General features: G+C 69.5%; 14 protein-coding genes and 1 riboswitch. Of the genes, 9 read left to right on the forward strand and 5 right to left on the reverse strand.

The window, feature by feature from the left end; translation table 11 throughout:
* Positions 1-2: 2 nt before the first annotated feature.
* From OG607_RS15135 to OG607_RS15150, 4 genes are read right to left on the reverse strand one after another with little or no spacing between them, the layout of a single operon-like run.
* On the reverse strand, positions 3-1,499 hold the full coding sequence (locus OG607_RS15135; RefSeq protein WP_405723487.1) for a glycoside hydrolase family 3 protein: 1,497 nt from the start codon (positions 1,497-1,499) through the stop codon (positions 3-5).
* Positions 1,496-2,341, reverse strand: a complete 846-nt coding sequence (locus tag OG607_RS15140) for a carbohydrate ABC transporter permease (RefSeq protein WP_405723489.1) — start codon at positions 2,339-2,341, stop codon at positions 1,496-1,498. The genes OG607_RS15135 and OG607_RS15140 overlap by 4 nt, the downstream gene beginning before the upstream one ends.
* Positions 2,338-3,330, reverse strand: a complete 993-nt coding sequence (locus OG607_RS15145) for a carbohydrate ABC transporter permease (protein ID WP_405723491.1) — start codon at positions 3,328-3,330, stop codon at positions 2,338-2,340. Before OG607_RS15145 ends, OG607_RS15140 begins: the two co-directional genes overlap by 4 nt.
* Positions 3,331-3,373: 43 nt before the next feature.
* Positions 3,374-4,657 (reverse strand): extracellular solute-binding protein, encoded by a 1,284-nt coding sequence (locus OG607_RS15150; protein ID WP_405723493.1) that lies wholly within the window; start codon positions 4,655-4,657, stop codon positions 3,374-3,376.
* 191 nt (positions 4,658-4,848) lie between these two features.
* Between OG607_RS15150 and OG607_RS15155 the strand changes: the two genes are divergently transcribed.
* The 5 genes from OG607_RS15155 to mctP all read left to right on the forward strand — a co-directional run bounded on the left by OG607_RS15155 (position 4,849) and on the right by mctP (position 10,121).
* Positions 4,849-5,664, forward strand: a complete 816-nt coding sequence (locus OG607_RS15155; protein WP_405723495.1) for a GntR family transcriptional regulator — start codon at positions 4,849-4,851, stop codon at positions 5,662-5,664.
* Positions 5,665-5,754: 90 nt separating this feature from the next.
* Entirely contained in the window at positions 5,755-7,893 is a 2,139-nt protein-coding gene (locus OG607_RS15160; protein ID WP_405723497.1) for a carbon starvation CstA family protein, read from the forward strand.
* A 5-nt stretch (positions 7,894-7,898) separates the two neighbouring features.
* Positions 7,899-8,099, forward strand: coding sequence for a CstA-like transporter-associated (seleno)protein (locus OG607_RS15165; protein ID WP_405736781.1), 201 nt, complete (start codon positions 7,899-7,901; stop codon positions 8,097-8,099).
* A gap of 115 nt (positions 8,100-8,214) precedes the next feature.
* Positions 8,215-8,478 carry a DUF3311 domain-containing protein gene (locus tag OG607_RS15170; RefSeq protein WP_405723499.1) on the forward strand — a complete coding sequence of 88 codons (264 nt, stop codon included), beginning with the start codon at positions 8,215-8,217 and terminating at the stop codon, positions 8,476-8,478.
* The gene (mctP, locus tag OG607_RS15175) at positions 8,475-10,121 is read left to right on the forward strand and encodes a monocarboxylate uptake permease MctP (protein ID WP_405723501.1); all 1,647 of its coding nucleotides are present in this window, start codon (positions 8,475-8,477) and stop codon (positions 10,119-10,121) included. The genes OG607_RS15170 and mctP overlap by 4 nt, the downstream gene beginning before the upstream one ends.
* A 41-nt stretch (positions 10,122-10,162) precedes the next feature.
* Here mctP and OG607_RS15180 read toward each other — a convergent pair whose 3' ends face one another.
* The gene (locus tag OG607_RS15180) at positions 10,163-11,128 is read right to left on the reverse strand and encodes a helix-turn-helix domain-containing protein (protein ID WP_405723503.1); all 966 of its coding nucleotides are present in this window, start codon (positions 11,126-11,128) and stop codon (positions 10,163-10,165) included.
* Between the two features lie 92 nt (positions 11,129-11,220).
* Here OG607_RS15180 and OG607_RS15185 point away from each other — a divergent pair, with 92 nt between their 5' ends.
* From OG607_RS15185 to OG607_RS15200, 4 genes are all read left to right on the forward strand, one after another.
* The gene (locus OG607_RS15185) at positions 11,221-11,379 is read left to right on the forward strand and encodes a hypothetical protein (protein WP_405723505.1); all 159 of its coding nucleotides are present in this window, start codon (positions 11,221-11,223) and stop codon (positions 11,377-11,379) included.
* 52 nt (positions 11,380-11,431) lie between these two features.
* A complete protein-coding gene (locus OG607_RS15190) occupies positions 11,432-11,938 on the forward strand; it encodes a GNAT family N-acetyltransferase (protein WP_405723507.1) in 507 nt (168 codons plus the stop codon).
* Positions 11,939-11,985: 47 nt separating this feature from the next.
* A riboswitch (cobalamin riboswitch) is annotated at positions 11,986-12,122 on the forward strand.
* 125 nt (positions 12,123-12,247) lie between these two features.
* Positions 12,248-14,614: a ribonucleoside-diphosphate reductase subunit alpha gene (locus OG607_RS15195; protein ID WP_405723508.1), complete on the forward strand. Its 2,367-nt coding sequence runs from the start codon at positions 12,248-12,250 to the stop codon at positions 14,612-14,614.
* Positions 14,614-15,633 (forward strand): ribonucleotide-diphosphate reductase subunit beta, encoded by a 1,020-nt coding sequence (locus OG607_RS15200; RefSeq protein WP_405723510.1) that lies wholly within the window; start codon positions 14,614-14,616, stop codon positions 15,631-15,633. The genes OG607_RS15195 and OG607_RS15200 overlap by 1 nt, the downstream gene beginning before the upstream one ends.
* Positions 15,634-15,717: the final 84 nt, after the last annotated feature.

Raw genomic sequence — 15,717 nt, forward strand, 5'->3', positions numbered from 1 at the left:
CTTCAGTCCCGGCCGGCGATGACCTCCGCGGCCGCCTGCCCGCAGACGCGGGCCGCGCCGTGGGTCGCGATGTGCAGGGCGCCGGAGGGCCGCGCCTGCGGCACCCCCATCTCGACGACGACCGTGTCGGGCCGGGCGGCGAGCAGGGACCCGAGGGCCTGCGCCATCCAGGGATGGCGGTGGACGTCGCGGACCACAGCGACGATCCTACGGTCACCCGCGAGGCGCAGCACATTTGCGGTCAAAGCGTCATCCGCCCGAAAACTTCCCGTCACCGTGCCGGGGAGCAGCCGTTCCAGCTCGGCGGAGATCCCCCAGGGCGTCTCGTCGCCGACGGCGATGTTGGCGACGGGCGTGAAGGCGGCCACGTAAGGAGCCGCGTCCAGCGGTACGTACTCCTCGGTGCGGGTCACCCGCAGGGCGCGGCGGGCGGCGGCGAGGCCGATGTCCGGGTCCGGCGCCGACCCCTGTGCGGCGCCGGCCGCCGAGACGGTCCACGCCGCCAGCTCGCGCACTCGCGCGGCGGCGTCGGCGAGCCGTTCCTCCGCGAGGTCGCCCTCGCGCACCGCCCGTACGATCGCGTCGCGAAGGGCGAGGACGGTCTCCTCGTCGGCCAGTCCCCCGCCGACGCAGATGGCGTCGGCCCCGGCGGCCAGGGCCAGGACGGTGCCGCGCTCGATGCCGTACGCGTCGGCGATGGCCCGCATCTCGATGCCGTCGGTGACGATGAGGCCCTCGTAGCCGAGCTCCTCGCGCAGCAGGCCGGTCAGGACGGCGCGGCTGAGGGTGCCGGGGCGGTGGGGGTCGATGGCGGGGACGACGATGTGGGCGCTCATGACGGCCTTGGTGCCCACCGCGACGGCGGCCCGGAAGGGCAGCAGTTCGCGGGTGCGCAGGGTGGCCAGCGGCACGTCGACGCGCGGGAGGGCGTGGTGGGAGTCGACGGCGGTGTCGCCGTGGCCGGGGAAGTGCTTGGTGCAGGCGGCGACGCCGGCCGACTGCAGCCCCTCCACGTAGGCGGCGGTGTGCCGGGCCACGCGCCAGGCCTCGGCGCCGAAGGAGCGGACGCCGATGACCGGGTTCTCGGGGTCGGAGTTGACGTCGGCGGAGGGCGCCCAGTTGAGGTTGACCCCGCAGGCGGCCAGGCGGCGGCCGAGCTCGGCGGCGACGGCGCGGGTGAGCTCGGCGTCGTCGACGGCGCCGAGGGCGAGGTTGCCGGGGAAGGAGGAGCCGCCGCGGGCCTCCAGCCGGGTCACGTCGCCGCCCTCCTCGTCGGCGGCGACCAGCACGTCGGGGCGTACGTTGCGCAGCTGGGCGGTGAGCTTGGCCAGCTGCTCGGGGGACTCGATGTTGCGGGCGAACAGGGCCACGGAGCCGAGGCCTTCGCCGAGCCTGTCGAGCAGCCAGCCGGGCGCGGAGGTGCCGTGGAAGCCGGGCTGGAGGACGGTGAGCGCGTCGTGCGCGAGTGACGCGGAGGTCGAGGAGGTCACGGAGGTCATCCCTTCACCGCTCCGGCGGTGAGACCGGCGGCCATCTTGCGCTGGACGATGAGGAACAGGATGACGACCGGGATCGCCATCATCGTGGAACCGGCCATCATCGGTGCGTACTCCGTGCCGTGGCTGGTGGTGAAGCTGCTGAGCCAGACGGTGGCCGTCTGGTGCTGCTGGCTGAGCAGCATGAGGGCGTACAGGTACTCGTTCCAGGCCTGGATGAAGCCATAGATCGAGGTGGCGACCAGCCCGGGCGCGAGCAGCGGGAAGACGACGCGGACGAAGGCGCCGGTGCGGCTGCAGCCGTCGACCATCGCCGCTTCCTCCAGCTCCTTCGGGATGTTGACGATGAAGCCGCGCAGGGTCCAGACCGTGAAGGGCAGGATGAAGGTCAGGTAGGTGAGGATCAGACCGGGCAGCTTGTCGTACTGACCGAGGTCGTTGAGCAGCAGGAAGACCGGGATGATCATCGCGACCAGCGGCACCATCTGGACCGCGAGGATGCCGACGATCACGATCTTCCGGCCCCGGAAGGCGAAGCGGGAGATCGCCAGCGCCGCCAGCAGACCGACCACCAGGCCGATGCCGACCGTGCTCAGCGACACGATCAGGCTGCGGCCGACCGGTCCCCAGAAGTCCGCGATGGACAGCGCCCGGCGGAAGTTCTCCAGGGACAGGGGCCACGGTATGAAGTGCGGGTCCGGGTCGATGGCGTCCTTGGCCGGCTTGAAGGCCGTGTTGAGCATCCAGTAGACGGGGAAGCCGAAGCCGATGAAGGCCAGCAGCCCCAGGGCGTTGTAGCCGGGACGACCCGGCTTCACAGCCTTCGCAGCTTTCACGGCCGTCATTCGACCTCTCCGATCTTCAGCATCTGACGCATGTAGACGGCGACCACGCCCAGCAGCAGGGCCACGGTGATCAGGGCGATCGCCGAGCCGCCGCCGTAGTCGTTGACGACGAACGCCTTGGTGTACGAGTAGGTGGTGAGCAGCTGGAACTCCGGCTCGGGGTGGCCGCCGCGCATCAGGTAGACCTGCGGGAAGACGCCCATGTCCCAGATCACCGACAGCGTGGTCAGCATGACGATGATCGGCTTGAGGATCGGCAGCGTGACGTAGCGGAAGATGCCCAGCGCTCCCGCCCCGTCGAGACGGGCGGCCTCCTCCAGCTCCTTGGGGACCTGGGTGAGTCCGGCGCCGAGGGTGATCGCGACGAAGGGCACCGCGCCCCAGACCACCAGCAGCATGATGACGGCGAGGCCCTGCGGGCCGGTGGCGAACCAGTTGTGGCCGTCGAAGTCGACGCCCGGCAGCCTGCTGATCAGCCAGTTGAGGACGCCGTAGTCGCTGTCGAACATCCACTTGAAGACGGTGACGGCGACGATGACCGGCATCGCCCAGCTGGCCACCAGGGCGATGTTGACCAGGGTCTTCACCCACGGGGACACCCGCTGCAGGAGCAGCGCCAGCAGCATCCCCAGCACCATGGTGAGCAGCACCGCGCCGCCCGCGAACCACACGGTCCGCCAGACGACGGACCAGAACTCGCCGTCCCCGAGGATCGAGCTGAAGTTGCCGAACCCGGCCCATTCGGCGGGCTTGAAGCCCCACAGCTGGGGTTGCCCGAAGTGCTGGAAGGACAGGGTGACCAGTCTGACGAGCGGATAGCCCAGGACGAGCAGCAGCACCAGCAGCGTCGGGGCGAGCAGCAGCCAGGGCACACCGGCGGCGCCGGCAGCCGAACGCCGCTTGCCCGGTCTGGGGGCCGCATGGAGCGGGGGCGGTGATGAGTGCCGCGTCGGCGGCACCTTTGTGGTGGTGGTTTCGGCGGCACTCATCACGTACTGCTCCTCAGCGATCCCTCGTCGAACCGTCGTACGGTCAGCTGTTGTTGATGACCTTGTCGATCGCCGTGTCGGCGTCCGCCGTCGCCTCGGCGACGGTCTTCTTGCCGGTGGCGATGGACTGCAGCATGTCCTGGAGGATCTGCGCCTTCTCGACGTTGCTCCAGCCGGTCGCGGCCGGGATGAACCAGCTGCTCTCGGCGGCGGTCGCGGTGGCCTTGGTGGCCTCGACCGACTTCAGAGGAGCCAGCTGGGTCGTGTTGTTGGGCAGGTTGCCCTTGCCGATCAGGACCTTCTGGCCGGCGGTGCCGGTGAAGTCGTTGATCCACTCGGCCGCCAGGTCCTGGGCCTTGGACTTGACCGGGACGGCCAGGTCGGAGCCGCCGAGGAAGACCGGCATGTTCTTGCCGGACGGGCCCGGGAAGACGAACTGGGCCAGGTTGGTCTTGAGCTTGCCGCCGGTCTTGTCGACCTTCGGGTCGGCGGCCGCGCCGCCCTCCCAGCTGGCGCCGTAGATCATCGCGGACTTGCCCTGGCCGAACACGATGTAGCGGTCGGACTCGTCCTTGGTGAGGTCGCCGTGCATGTACTTGCCGATGGCGGCCTTCCAGGCGGTCAGGCCCTTGACCGACTCGGCGCTGGACAGGCTCGCGGTGAACTTGCCGCCGCCGGAGTCGGTGGCGATGGCGCCGCCGGCGTCGTAGACGAAGGACATCGCCGCGTACCAGTCACGGGAGGGCTGGTACCAGGCGCTGAACTTGCTGCCGTTCTTCTCCTGGATCTTGTCCAGGTCGGCGGTCAGCTCGGTGTAGGTGGTCGGGGTGGTGGTGACCCCGGCCTTCTTGGCGATGTCCGTGCGCCAGGCGGCGACGCGGGCACCGGCGTAGTACGGGACGCCGTAGGTCTTGCCCGCGTACTCGCCGGAGGCCTTGAGGCCGTCCAGCCAGGCGGAGGAGTTGTCGAACTTGGAGGCGTCGAGTTCGGCGAAGGCACCCTTGATCTCGTAGCCGAGCATCTCGGTGTTGCCCATCTCGATCACGTCGGGGGCCTTGTCCGAGGCGAGCACCGCGTCGAACTTCGTGTTCTTGTCGCCCCAGGCGTAGTACTCGTGCTTGACGGTGACGCCGGGGTGCGCCTTCTTCAGCGCTGCGTCGGCCTGCTTGACCAGCTCAGGCCAGTTGTTCTGTGCGTCGACGGTGAGCCAGACAGTGATGGATTTCGGCGTCGACTCTGCCTTGTCGGACGCCTTGTCCGAACCGCAGGCCGCAACGCCGACGACCATTCCCGCGAGACCGATCGCGGCGATCAGCTTGCGCTTCACAACACCCTCCCCAGGGCCAGGGTTACCAAGTGGTGTAGACCAGTGGTCCAGAGCTTGGCCTAGACCTTTCGGGGTGTCAAGGGTGTATAAGAACCCCTGGCGTGTCCGTTATCGGACCGACACCTGGGCCTGGCCCGCACGCCCGGCACGGCCCGTGCCACGATGTGGGTTTCAGCAGTAACGGAGGAAGCATGAGCAGCGGCGGGGAACCCGAAGTGCAGGGAACACAGGTCGCACCACAGGGCGCGCAGGCCCTGGACGGAACGGACAACGGCGCCGCGGTCGCGGGGCGGAGCGCGCGCGTGCCCAAGTACTACACGCTCAAGCGGCATTTGCTGGAGCTCACCCAGACCATGCCGCCCGGCTCGCCGGTGCCGCCCGAGCGCACCCTGGCCGCCGACTTCGACACCTCGCGTACGACGGTGCGCCAGGCCCTGCAGGAACTGGTCGTCGAGGGCCGGCTCGAACGCATCCAGGGCAAGGGCACCTTCGTCGCCAAGCCCAAGGTCTCGCAGGCGCTCCAACTCACCTCGTACACCGAGGACATGCGCGCCCAGGGCCTGGAGCCGACCTCCCAGCTGCTGGACATCGGCTACATCACCGCCGACGACCGGCTCGCCGAGCTGCTCGACATGAAACCCGGCGGGCGCGTGCTGCGTATCGAGCGCCTGCGGCTGGCCAACAGCGAGCCGATGGCGATCGAGACCACCCACCTGTCGGCCAAGCGCTTCCCGGCGCTGCGTCGCAGCCTCACCAAGTACTCCTCGCTCTACACCGCTCTCGCCGAGGTTTACGACGTACGCCTCGCAGAAGCGGAGGAGACCATCGAGACCTCGCTGGCCACCCCGCGCGAGGCCGGACTGCTCGGCACCGATGTGGGTCTGCCGATGCTGATGCTGTCCCGGCACTCCATCGACACCACCGGCGAACCGGTGGAGTGGGTGCGGTCGGTGTACCGGGGCGACCGGTACAAGTTCGTCGCGCGCCTGCAGCGGCCGCAGGGCTGAGTCCGGGGCCCGGGGCCCTGGGCCCCGGCGCTGTCCGGATGTACGCGGGCCCCATAGCCAGATCGACCGGTTGGTTTTACATTCCGCCCCATGAGTGCACTCAGGGGACGGACTCTGGCCGTTTGGGCACTGGTTGCGTTGGTCGGCGCCCTCGGCTGGGCGATGCTGGCGCTGGCGCGGGGCGAGGAGGTGTCGGCCGCCTGGATGGTGGCGGCGGCACTGGGCTCGTACGCCATCGCGTACCGCTTCTACTCGCGCTTCATCGCCGGCAAGGTGCTGCGGCTCGACAAGACCCGCGCCACCCCGGCCGAGCGGCTGGACAACGGGATCGACTACCACCCCACCGACCGGCGGGTGCTGCTCGGCCACCACTTCGCGGCGATAGCGGGGGCCGGGCCGCTGGTCGGGCCGGTGCTGGCGGCGCAGATGGGGTATCTGCCCGGCACGATCTGGATCATCGTCGGGGTGATCTTCGCGGGTGCGGTACAGGACATGGTGACGCTCTTCTTCTCCATGCGTCGCGACGGCAAGTCCCTGGGCCAGATGGCCCGGGACGAGATCGGCCCGGTGGGCGGGGCGGCCGCGCTGATCGCAGTCTTCGCCATCATGATCATCCTGCTGGCGGTGCTGGCCCTGGTGGTCGTCAACGCCCTCGCCGGGTCACCCTGGGGCACCTTCTCCATCGCCATGACCATCCCCATCGCCCTGCTCATGGGCTTCTACCTGCGGGTGCTGCGGCCGGGCCGGGTCACCGAGGTCTCGCTGATCGGCGTCGCCCTGCTGCTGCTCGCGATCGTGGCGGGCGGGTGGGTGAACGAGTCGTCGTGGGCGAGCGCTTTCACGCTGAGCCCGGGGACCCTGGTGATCTGGCTGGTCGCTTACGGCTTCGTCGCCTCCGTCCTGCCGGTGTGGATGCTGCTTGCTCCTCGCGACTATCTCTCGACCTTCATGAAGATCGGCACCATCGCCCTGCTCGCGCTGGGCGTCGTCATCGCCCTGCCCGCGATGAAGATGGACGCGGTCACCGACTTCGCCTCCAACGGCAAGGGGCCGGTCTTCGCCGGGTCGTTGTTCCCCTTCGTCTTCATCACCATCGCCTGCGGAGCCCTGTCCGGCTTCCACTCACTGGTCTCCTCGGGGACGACCCCGAAGATGATCCAGAAGGAGACCCAGGTCCGGATGATCGGCTACGGGTCGATGCTGATGGAGTCCTTCGTCGCCATCATGGCGATCACGGCGGCCTGCATCATCGACCCGGGGCTGTACTTCGCCATGAACTCCCCCGCCGGTGTCGTCGGCACCACCGTCCAGTCCGCCTCGCAGGCCGTCACCGGGCTCGGATTCAGCATCACACCAGCTCAACTGGCCGCTGCCGCGAAGGCCGTGGAGGAGCAGTCGCTGCTCTCGCGCACGGGCGGGGCGCCCACGCTCGCCGTCGGCATGTCGGAGATCTTCTCGAAGGTCGTCGGCGGGAACGGCCTCAAGGCCTTCTGGTATCACTTCGCGATCATGTTCGAGGCGCTGTTCATCCTCACGACGGTGGACGCCGGGACCCGGGTCGGCCGCTTCATGCTCCAGGACATGCTGGGCAATGTCATCAAGCCCTTCCGCAATGTCAGCTGGCGGCCCGGGGTGTGGGCGGCCAGCGCGATCGTGGTCGGCGCCTGGGGCTACTTCCTCTGGGTCGGCGTCCACGAACCGCTCGGCGGCATCAACCAGCTCTTCCCGCTCTTCGGCATCGCCAACCAGCTGCTGGCCGCCGTCGCCCTGGCCGTCTGCACGACGCTGCTCATCAAATCCGGAAGGCTCAAGTGGGCCTGGGTGACCGGCGTTCCGCTCGCCTGGGACGCCACCGTCACCCTCACCGCCAGCTTCCAGAAGGTCTTCTCCGGCGACCCCCGGCTGGGCTTCTTCGCCCAGCGCACCCGCTACGCCGACGCGATCGACGCCGGCACGGTGCTGCCACCGGCGAAATCCATGGCCGACATGCACACCGTCGTCACCAACTCCACGGTCGACGGCGTCCTCTCCGCCTTCTTCGCGGTCCTCGTCATCCTCGTCCTGGCCGACGCCGCCCGCGTCTGCGTCGCATCCGTCCGGCGGCCAGCGGCGACCACCCTCAAGGAGGCCCCGCACCTGCCGTCCCGGATCGTCGCTCCATCCGGGCTGATCCCCACGAGGGAGGAGAAGGCGGAGCAACTGGCCGCGGTCGGAGAGGAGTCGCGGTGAGGAGGATCGCCTCGGCCCTGGCCCGCGTCCCGCGCACAGCGCGGTGGTACGTACGGGAGCTGACCGGCGAGGCGGCGTACGAGCACTACGCCGCCCACGCCCGGCGGCACGATCCGGGCGGGGCCCTGCTGACCCGCCGGGAGTTCGAGCGCCGCCGCACCGACGCGCGGGAGGCCGATCCGCGCGAGGGCTTCCGCTGCTGCTGAGGGCCGCGGACGCGGACGCGGTCTGGACGACCAGTTGATCTCTGCCCTAGATTTCCTGCGCATTACAGGGACCTGTGGGACCACCTGTGGGACAGAGAGAGACGGAGCCGCAGCCGTGTCCGATTCACCTTTGCCAGGAACGGACGGCCGCTTGCCGGTCGTCACACCGACGCGCGTCATCGCCGGCGTGTGCTTGTTCATACCCTTCGTCGCCATGCTGTGGGTCGGCTCGTACGCGAAGCTCACACCCGAGTTCATCGGCATCCCGTTCTTCTACTGGTACCAGATGCTCTGGGTGTTCCTGTCGTCCGCGCTGACCTTCACCGCGTACGTGCTGATCCGCCGCGAAGAGCGCGCACGCAAGGGGGAGCAGGCATGAAGGACGGCGTGAACGGCGTCGCACTCGCCGTCTTCATCATCTTCTTCCTGGCCGTCACGGTGATGGGCTTCTACGCCGCCCGCTGGCGCAAGGCCGACAACGCCCTCCACCTGGACGAGTGGGGCCTGGGCGGCCGCTCCTTCGGCTCCTGGGTCACCTGGTTCCTGCTCGGTGGCGACCTCTACACCGCCTACACCTTCGTCGCGGTCCCGGCCGCCGTCTACGCGGCGGGCGCCGCCGGCTTCTTCGCCGTCCCGTACACGATCCTCGTCTACCCGCTGATCTTCACCTTCCTGCCCCGCCTGTGGTCCGTCTCCCACAAGCACGGCTACGTCACCACCTCCGACTTCGTGCGCGGCCGCTTCGGCTCCAAGAGCCTGTCGCTGGCGGTCGCGATCACCGGCATCCTCGCCACGATGCCCTACATCGCCCTCCAGCTGGTCGGCATCCAGGCCGTCCTCGACGTGATGGGCGTCGGCGGCGGGGCGTCGGGCAACTGGTTCGTCAAGGACCTCCCGCTGCTCATCGCCTTCGGCGTCCTGGCCGCGTACACCTACTCCTCCGGGCTGCGGGCCCCCGCCCTGATCGCCTTCGTCAAGGACACCCTGATCTACATCGTCATCGCGGTGGCGATCATCTACATCCCGTACAAACTCGGCGGCTTCGACGACATCTTCGCCAAGGCCGGTGACGCGTACGCCCAGGTCAACCCCGCCACCGGCAAGCCGCGCGGCGCCCTGGCCCCCGGCGAGGGCGCCCAGTGGGCGTACGGGACGCTGGCGATGGGCTCGGCCCTGGCCCTGTTCATGTACCCGCACTCGGTGACGGCCGTCCTGTCCGGCAGGAGCCGCAACGTGATCCGCCGGAACACGACCGTGCTGCCGCTGTACTCGCTGATGCTCGGGCTGCTGGCGATGCTCGGGTTCATGGCCCTGGCGAGCGGCGTCGGGAAGGGCGTCGTCGGCTACAACGGCCAGCTCGCCATCCCGCAGCTCTTCGAGAACATGTTCCCCTCGTGGTTCGCGGGGGTCGCCTTCGCCGCGATCGGCATCGGCGCGCTGGTCCCGGCCGCGATCATGTCCATCGCCGCCGCCAATCTCTTCACCCGCAACATCTACAAGGACTTCCTCAAGCCCGACGCCACTCCCGAGCAGGAGACCAAGGTCAGCAAGCTCGTCTCCCTGCTGGTCAAGGTCGGCGCCCTCGCCTTCGTCCTCACCATGGACAAGACGGTGGCCATCAACTTCCAGCTCCTCGGCGGCATCTGGATCCTCCAGACCTTCCCCGCCCTCGTCGGCGGCCTCTTCACCCGCTGGTTCCACCGCTGGGCCCTGCTGGCCGGCTGGGCCGTCGGCATGGCCTACGGCACGTGGACCGCGTACGGCGTCGCCAGCCCCGCCCAGAAGCACTTCGGCGGGTCCTCCGACACGATTCCCGTGATCGGTCAGATCGGCTACATCGGCCTGACGGCCTTCCTGCTGAACGCGGTCGTGGCGGTGGCCCTCACCTTCGCCCTGCGGGCCCTCAAGGCGCCGGAGGGCCTGGACGAGACGGCCCCGGCCGACTACACGGCCGACGCGGACGACGCCGGCGAGACCGGCGACACCGACGTCAAGCCGGCAGACCCGGTCCCAGTGGCCTGAGTTCCGGGGTCCGGGGGCTCTGCCCCTGGACCCCGACCCGGCTAACCCGCCGGCACCCGGAACGTGCGCCGGTACGCCTGCGGCGTCGTCCCCACCCACCGCCCGAAGTGATGCCGCAGTGTCGCCGCGTTGCCGAACCCCGCCCGCGCGGCGATCGTGTCGACCGTGTCGTCCGTGCCCTCCAGCAACTCCCGGGCGAGCAGCACCCGCTGCCCGAGCAGCCACCGGTACGGCGTGGTCCCCGTCTCCTGCTGGAACCGCCGCGCGAAGGTCCGCGGCGACATGTGCGCGCGCTCCGCCAGCTCCTCCACCGTGACCTCACGGTCGAGGTGCCGCTCCATCCACCCGAGGACCTCGCCCACCGTGTCGCACTGCGTGCGGCTGGGCACCGGCCGGTCGACGTACTGCGCCTGGCCGCCCTCCCGGTGCGGCGGCACGACCATCCGTCGGGCGATCGCGCTGGCGACGGCGCTGCCCTGCTCCTTGCGTACGAGGTGCAGGCAGGCGTCGATTCCGGCGGCAGTGCCGGCCGAGGTGATCACCGGGTCCTCGTCCACGTAGAGCACATCGGGCTCGATCCGCGCGAGCGGAAACCTCCGCGCGAGCGCATCCGTGTGCCGCCAGTGCGTCGTGCACCCGCGCCCGTCGAGCAGTCCGGCGGCGCCGAGCACAAAGGCCCCGGAGCAGACGCTGAGCACCCGCGCGCCACGCTCGACCGCGTCGCGCAGGGCGAGCAGCAGATCAGCCGGATACGTCTCCTGCTCCGGCAGGTTGCAGCCGGCGGGAATGGCGATGAGATCGGCTTCGGCGAGCCGGTCCAGCCGGTACGGGGTGTCGATGGTGAAGCCGCCGTGCACCTGGACCGGCGACCGCTCGGCGGCGACCACGGCGAAGTCGTACACCGGCAGGCCCTGTTCGCTCCGGTCGACCCCGAAGACCTCGCATACCACGCCGAACTCGAAGGGGTGGACCCCGTCCAGGAGCACGACAGCGACGTTTTTCAGCATGGGTCCAGTGTCACACAGGCGTGGCAGGAATTCGAGGTAGTACGGCAGTCCTGCCACTCCCATCCCCGGGCCGGGAGGAGCACATTGGATGCATGAACACATACCTCGCCTTCGCAGCCGTCATCGCCTTCTTCCTCGTCATCGCCGCCCCCGTCCTCGTGGGCCTGGCCCACGAGCGCCGCATCGACCGCCAGCTGCGCGCGGCCCGCGCCGCCGAGGCCGCCCGCGACGAGTGGGTCATCGCGGCCTGACCCAGGACCTGTCCGGTCTCCGGGTGCCGGACCCCTGCGTCAGACTGGCCCGATGGACATCACCATCCGCCACGCACGGCCCGATGAACTCACGGCCGTCGGAGAGATCACCGCACGGGCCTACGCGGCCGTGCTCCCCGAGGGCGACAGCTACCTCGAGGAGCTGCGCAATGCCCGGCACCGCGCCGAGCACACCGAACTGCTGGTCGCCGTGGACACGGCGGACGGCGGCGGCGATGTGCTCGGCAGTGTCGCGTTCGTGCCCCACGGCTCGGCCTATACGGAGGTGGCCCGGGACGGCGAGGGCGAGTTCCGGATGCTGGCCGTGAACCCGGCGCACCAGGGCCGGGGCGCGGCCGACGCGTTGGTGCGGGCGTGCGTGAACCGGGCTCGGGAGCTCGGTATGTCCCGGATCGTCATATCGACCGGCCCGCGCATGCACACCGCCCACCGGCTCTACGAACGCCTCGGCTTCGCCCGCCTGCCCGAGCGGGACTGGACCCCGGTGCCGGGCATTCATCTGCGCTGCTATTCCCTGGAGCTCGTCACGGATCTGTGAGCTCGGCAACACGCCGGACACAACATCTGGGGGTGCCTCCGAAGGGCACCACTAGATGTATGCTCAGCAGCGCTGCCACCGCAGGGGAATCCGGTGAGAATCCGGAGCTGCCCCGCAACGGTGAGCGGGCTGCGTTCCTGCGTGCCCGCAAGTCCGGCCGCCTGCCGGCAGCGCACCCGAGAACCCACTCCCGGGTGCCGTCATGTCCGGGCCTCGCGGATTGGGCCGGTGGACGCGCCGCGGCATGCCCTGCTGCCCGTGTGCGCTCACCTTCCCTCGTGCGGCCGCCGTACGAGGGAGAGAGCACACGTGACCATCGCGCCCGCCGCACCGCCTGCCGCAGCAGAAGTCCCTTCTGTGGGAACCGCCCTGCTGCGCATCCTGACGGAGCTCACCGCCGACCTCCCCGACACCGACCCCGGCCGGGTCGCCGCCGCCGTGCTGCGCGGCCGCAGCGCCGTCGCCGACGAGGCCGAGCTGCGCATGCTGGCCATCGAGTCCGCCGCCGGGCTCATCTCCGAGGACCCGCAGTACTCCCGGCTCGCCGCGCGCCTGCTCACCCGCGCCATCGCCGACGAGGCGGCCGGACAGGGCGTCACCTCCTTCACCACCTCCATCGCGGTCGGCCACCGCGAGGGTCTGATCGCCGACGGCACCGCCGAATTCGTGCATGCGCATGCGGCCCGCCTGAACGCGCTGATCGACCCGACCGCGGACGACCTGTTCGGCTATTTCGGCCTGCGCACGCTGCACAGCCGCTACCTGCTGCGCCACCCCATCACCCGCCAGGTCATCGAGACCCCGCAGCACTTCCTCCTGCGCGTCGCCTCCGGCCTCGCCGAGGACCACAGCGCCCGCGCCGCCGACGAAGTCGCCGCTCTCTACGCCCTGATGAGCCGCCTGGATTACCTCCCCAGTTCCCCGACGCTCTTCAACTCCGGCACCCGGCACCCCCAGATGTCGTCCTGCTACCTCCTGGACTCCCCCCTCGACGAGCTGGACTCCATCTACGACCGCTACCACCAGGTCGCCCGCCTCTCCAAGCACGCCGGCGGCATCGGCCTCTCGTACAGCCGCATCCGCTCCCGCGGCTCCCTCATCCGGGGCACCAACGGCCACTCCAACGGCATCGTCCCGTTCCTGAAGACCCTGGACGCCTCGGTCGCCGCCGTGAACCAGGGCGGCCGGCGCAAGGGCGCCGCCGCGGTCTACCTGGAGACGTGGCACTCCGACATCGAGGAGTTCCTGGAACTGCGCGACAACACCGGTGAGGACGCCCGGCGTACGCACAACCTCAACCTCGCGCACTGGATCCCCGACGAGTTCATGCGCCGGGTCGACACCGACGGCCAGTGGTCGCTGTTCTCCCCCTCCGACGTCCCCGAGCTGGTCGACCTGTGGGGCGATGAGTTCGACGCGGCGTACCGCAAGGCCGAGGCGGCCGGACTCGCCCAGAAGACCATGCCCGCCCGGGACCTGTACGGCCGGATGATGCGCACCCTCGCGCAGACCGGCCAGGGCTGGATGACCTTCAAGGACGCCTCCAACCGCACCGCCAACCAGACCGCCGAGCCGGGCCACACGGTCCACTCCTCCAACCTGTGCACCGAGATCCTGGAGGTGACGGACGACGGGGAGACCGCCGTCTGCAACCTCGGCTCGGTCAACCTGGGCGCCTTCGTGGTGGGCGAGGGCGCCGACGGAGACATCGACTGGGAGCGCCTGGACGCCACCGTCCGTACCGCCGTGACCTTCCTGGACCGGGTCGTCGACATCAACTTCTACCCGACCGAGCAGGCCGGCCGCTCCAACTCCCGCTGGCGCCCCGTCGGCCTGGGCGCGATGGGCCTGCAGGACGTCTTCTTCAAGCTGCGGCTGCCCTTCGACTCCGCCGAGGCGAAGGCCCTGTCCACCAAGCTCGCCGAGCGCATCATGCTCACCGCCTACGAGGCCTCGGCGGACCTCGCCGAGCGCAACGGCCCCCTCCCCGCCTGGGAGAAGACCCGCACGGCACAGGGCGTCCTGCACCCCGACCATTACGGCGTGACCGTGAGCTGGCCCGAGCGCTGGGACGCCCTGCGCGCGCGCATCGCAAAAACCGGCATGCGCAACTCGCTTCTCCTGGCGATCGCGCCCACCGCCACCATCGCCTCGATCGCGGGCGTCTACGAATGCATCGAGCCGCAGGTCTCCAACCTCTTCAAGCGCGAGACGCTCTCCGGTGAGTTCCTCCAGGTCAACTCCTACCTCGTGGACGACCTCAAGAAGCTCGGCGTCTGGGACACCCAGACCCGCGAGGCGCTGCGCGAGGCCAACGGCTCCGTCGAGGCCTTCTCCTGGATCCCCGCCGAGGTGCGCGCGCTGTACCGCACCGCCTGGGAGCTCCCCCAGCGCGCCCTGATCGACATGGCCGCCGCCCGTACCCCGTACCTGGACCAGAGCCAGTCCCTGAACCTCTTCCTGGCCTCGCCCACCATCGGCAAGCTCAGCTCGATGTACGCGTACGCCTGGAAGCAGGGCCTGAAGACCACGTACTACCTGCGTTCCCGCCCGGCCACCCGCATCGCGCAGTCCGCGCGGGCGGCGGCACCCATTCCCGTACAGCAGGCGGCCCCCGACGCCGACGCGATCGCCTGCTCCCTGGAAAACCCCGAGTCCTGCGAGGCCTGCCAGTAATGAGCTCCACCACCACCGAGAAGCACCTCCTCGACCCGGGCTTCGAGCTGACCCTGCGTCCGATGCGCTACCCGGACTTCTACGAGCGCTACCGCGACGCCATCAAGAACACCTGGACCGTGGAGGAGGTCGACCTCCACTCCGACGTCGCCGACCTCGCCAAGCTCTCCGCCGGGGAGCAGCACATGATCGGCCGCCTCGTCGCCTTCTTCGCGACCGGCGACTCGATCGTGGCCAACAACCTGGTCCTGACCCTCTACAAGCACATCAACTCCCCCGAGGCGCGGCTGTACCTGTCGCGGCAGCTCTTCGAGGAGGCCGTGCACGTCCAGTTCTATCTGACCCTCCTGGACACCTACCTCCCCGATCCGGACGAGCGCGCCGCCGCCTTCGACGCGGTCGAGAACATCCCTTCCATCCGCGAGAAGGCCCAGTTCTGCTTCAAGTGGATCAACGAGGTCGAGAAGCTGGACTCCCTCCAGTCCAAGGCCGACCGCCGCCGCTTCCTGCTCAACCTGATCTGCTTCGCGGCCTGCATCGAGGGCCTGTTCTTCTACGGCGCCTTCGCCTACGTCTACTGGTTCCGCTCCCGCGGCCTGCTGCACGGCCTGGCCACGGGCACCAACTGGGTTTTCCGCGACGAGTCCATGCACATGGACTTCGCCTTCCATGTCGTCGACACCGTCCGCCGGGAGGAGCCCGACCTCTTCGACGACGACATGGCCAAGGAGGTCACCGGCATGCTGGAGGAGGCCGTGGAGGCCGAGCTCCAGTTCGCCCGCGACCTGTGCGGCGAGGGGCTGCCCGGTATGAACACCGAGTCCATGCGCGAGTACCTCCAGTGCGTCGCCGACCAGCGGCTCGTACGCCTCGGGCTGCCCGCCCGCTACGGCTCGGAGAACCCTTTCTCCTTCATGGAGCTCCAGAACGTCCAGGAGCTGACCAACTTCTTCGAGCGCCGCGCCTCCGCATACCAGGTCGCCGTCGAAGGCTCGGTCTCCTTCGACGACGACTTCTGATCCGCTTCCGATCCGCCGATCTGATCCGCTGATCTGGCACGCTGGTCAGGTCGTCAGCCCCGCCCGGTTGCGTCGGGCGGGGCT

The sequence above is a fragment of the Streptomyces sp. NBC_01537 genome, from assembly GCF_045040445.1.
Lineage (GTDB): Bacteria > Actinomycetota > Actinomycetes > Streptomycetales > Streptomycetaceae > Actinacidiphila.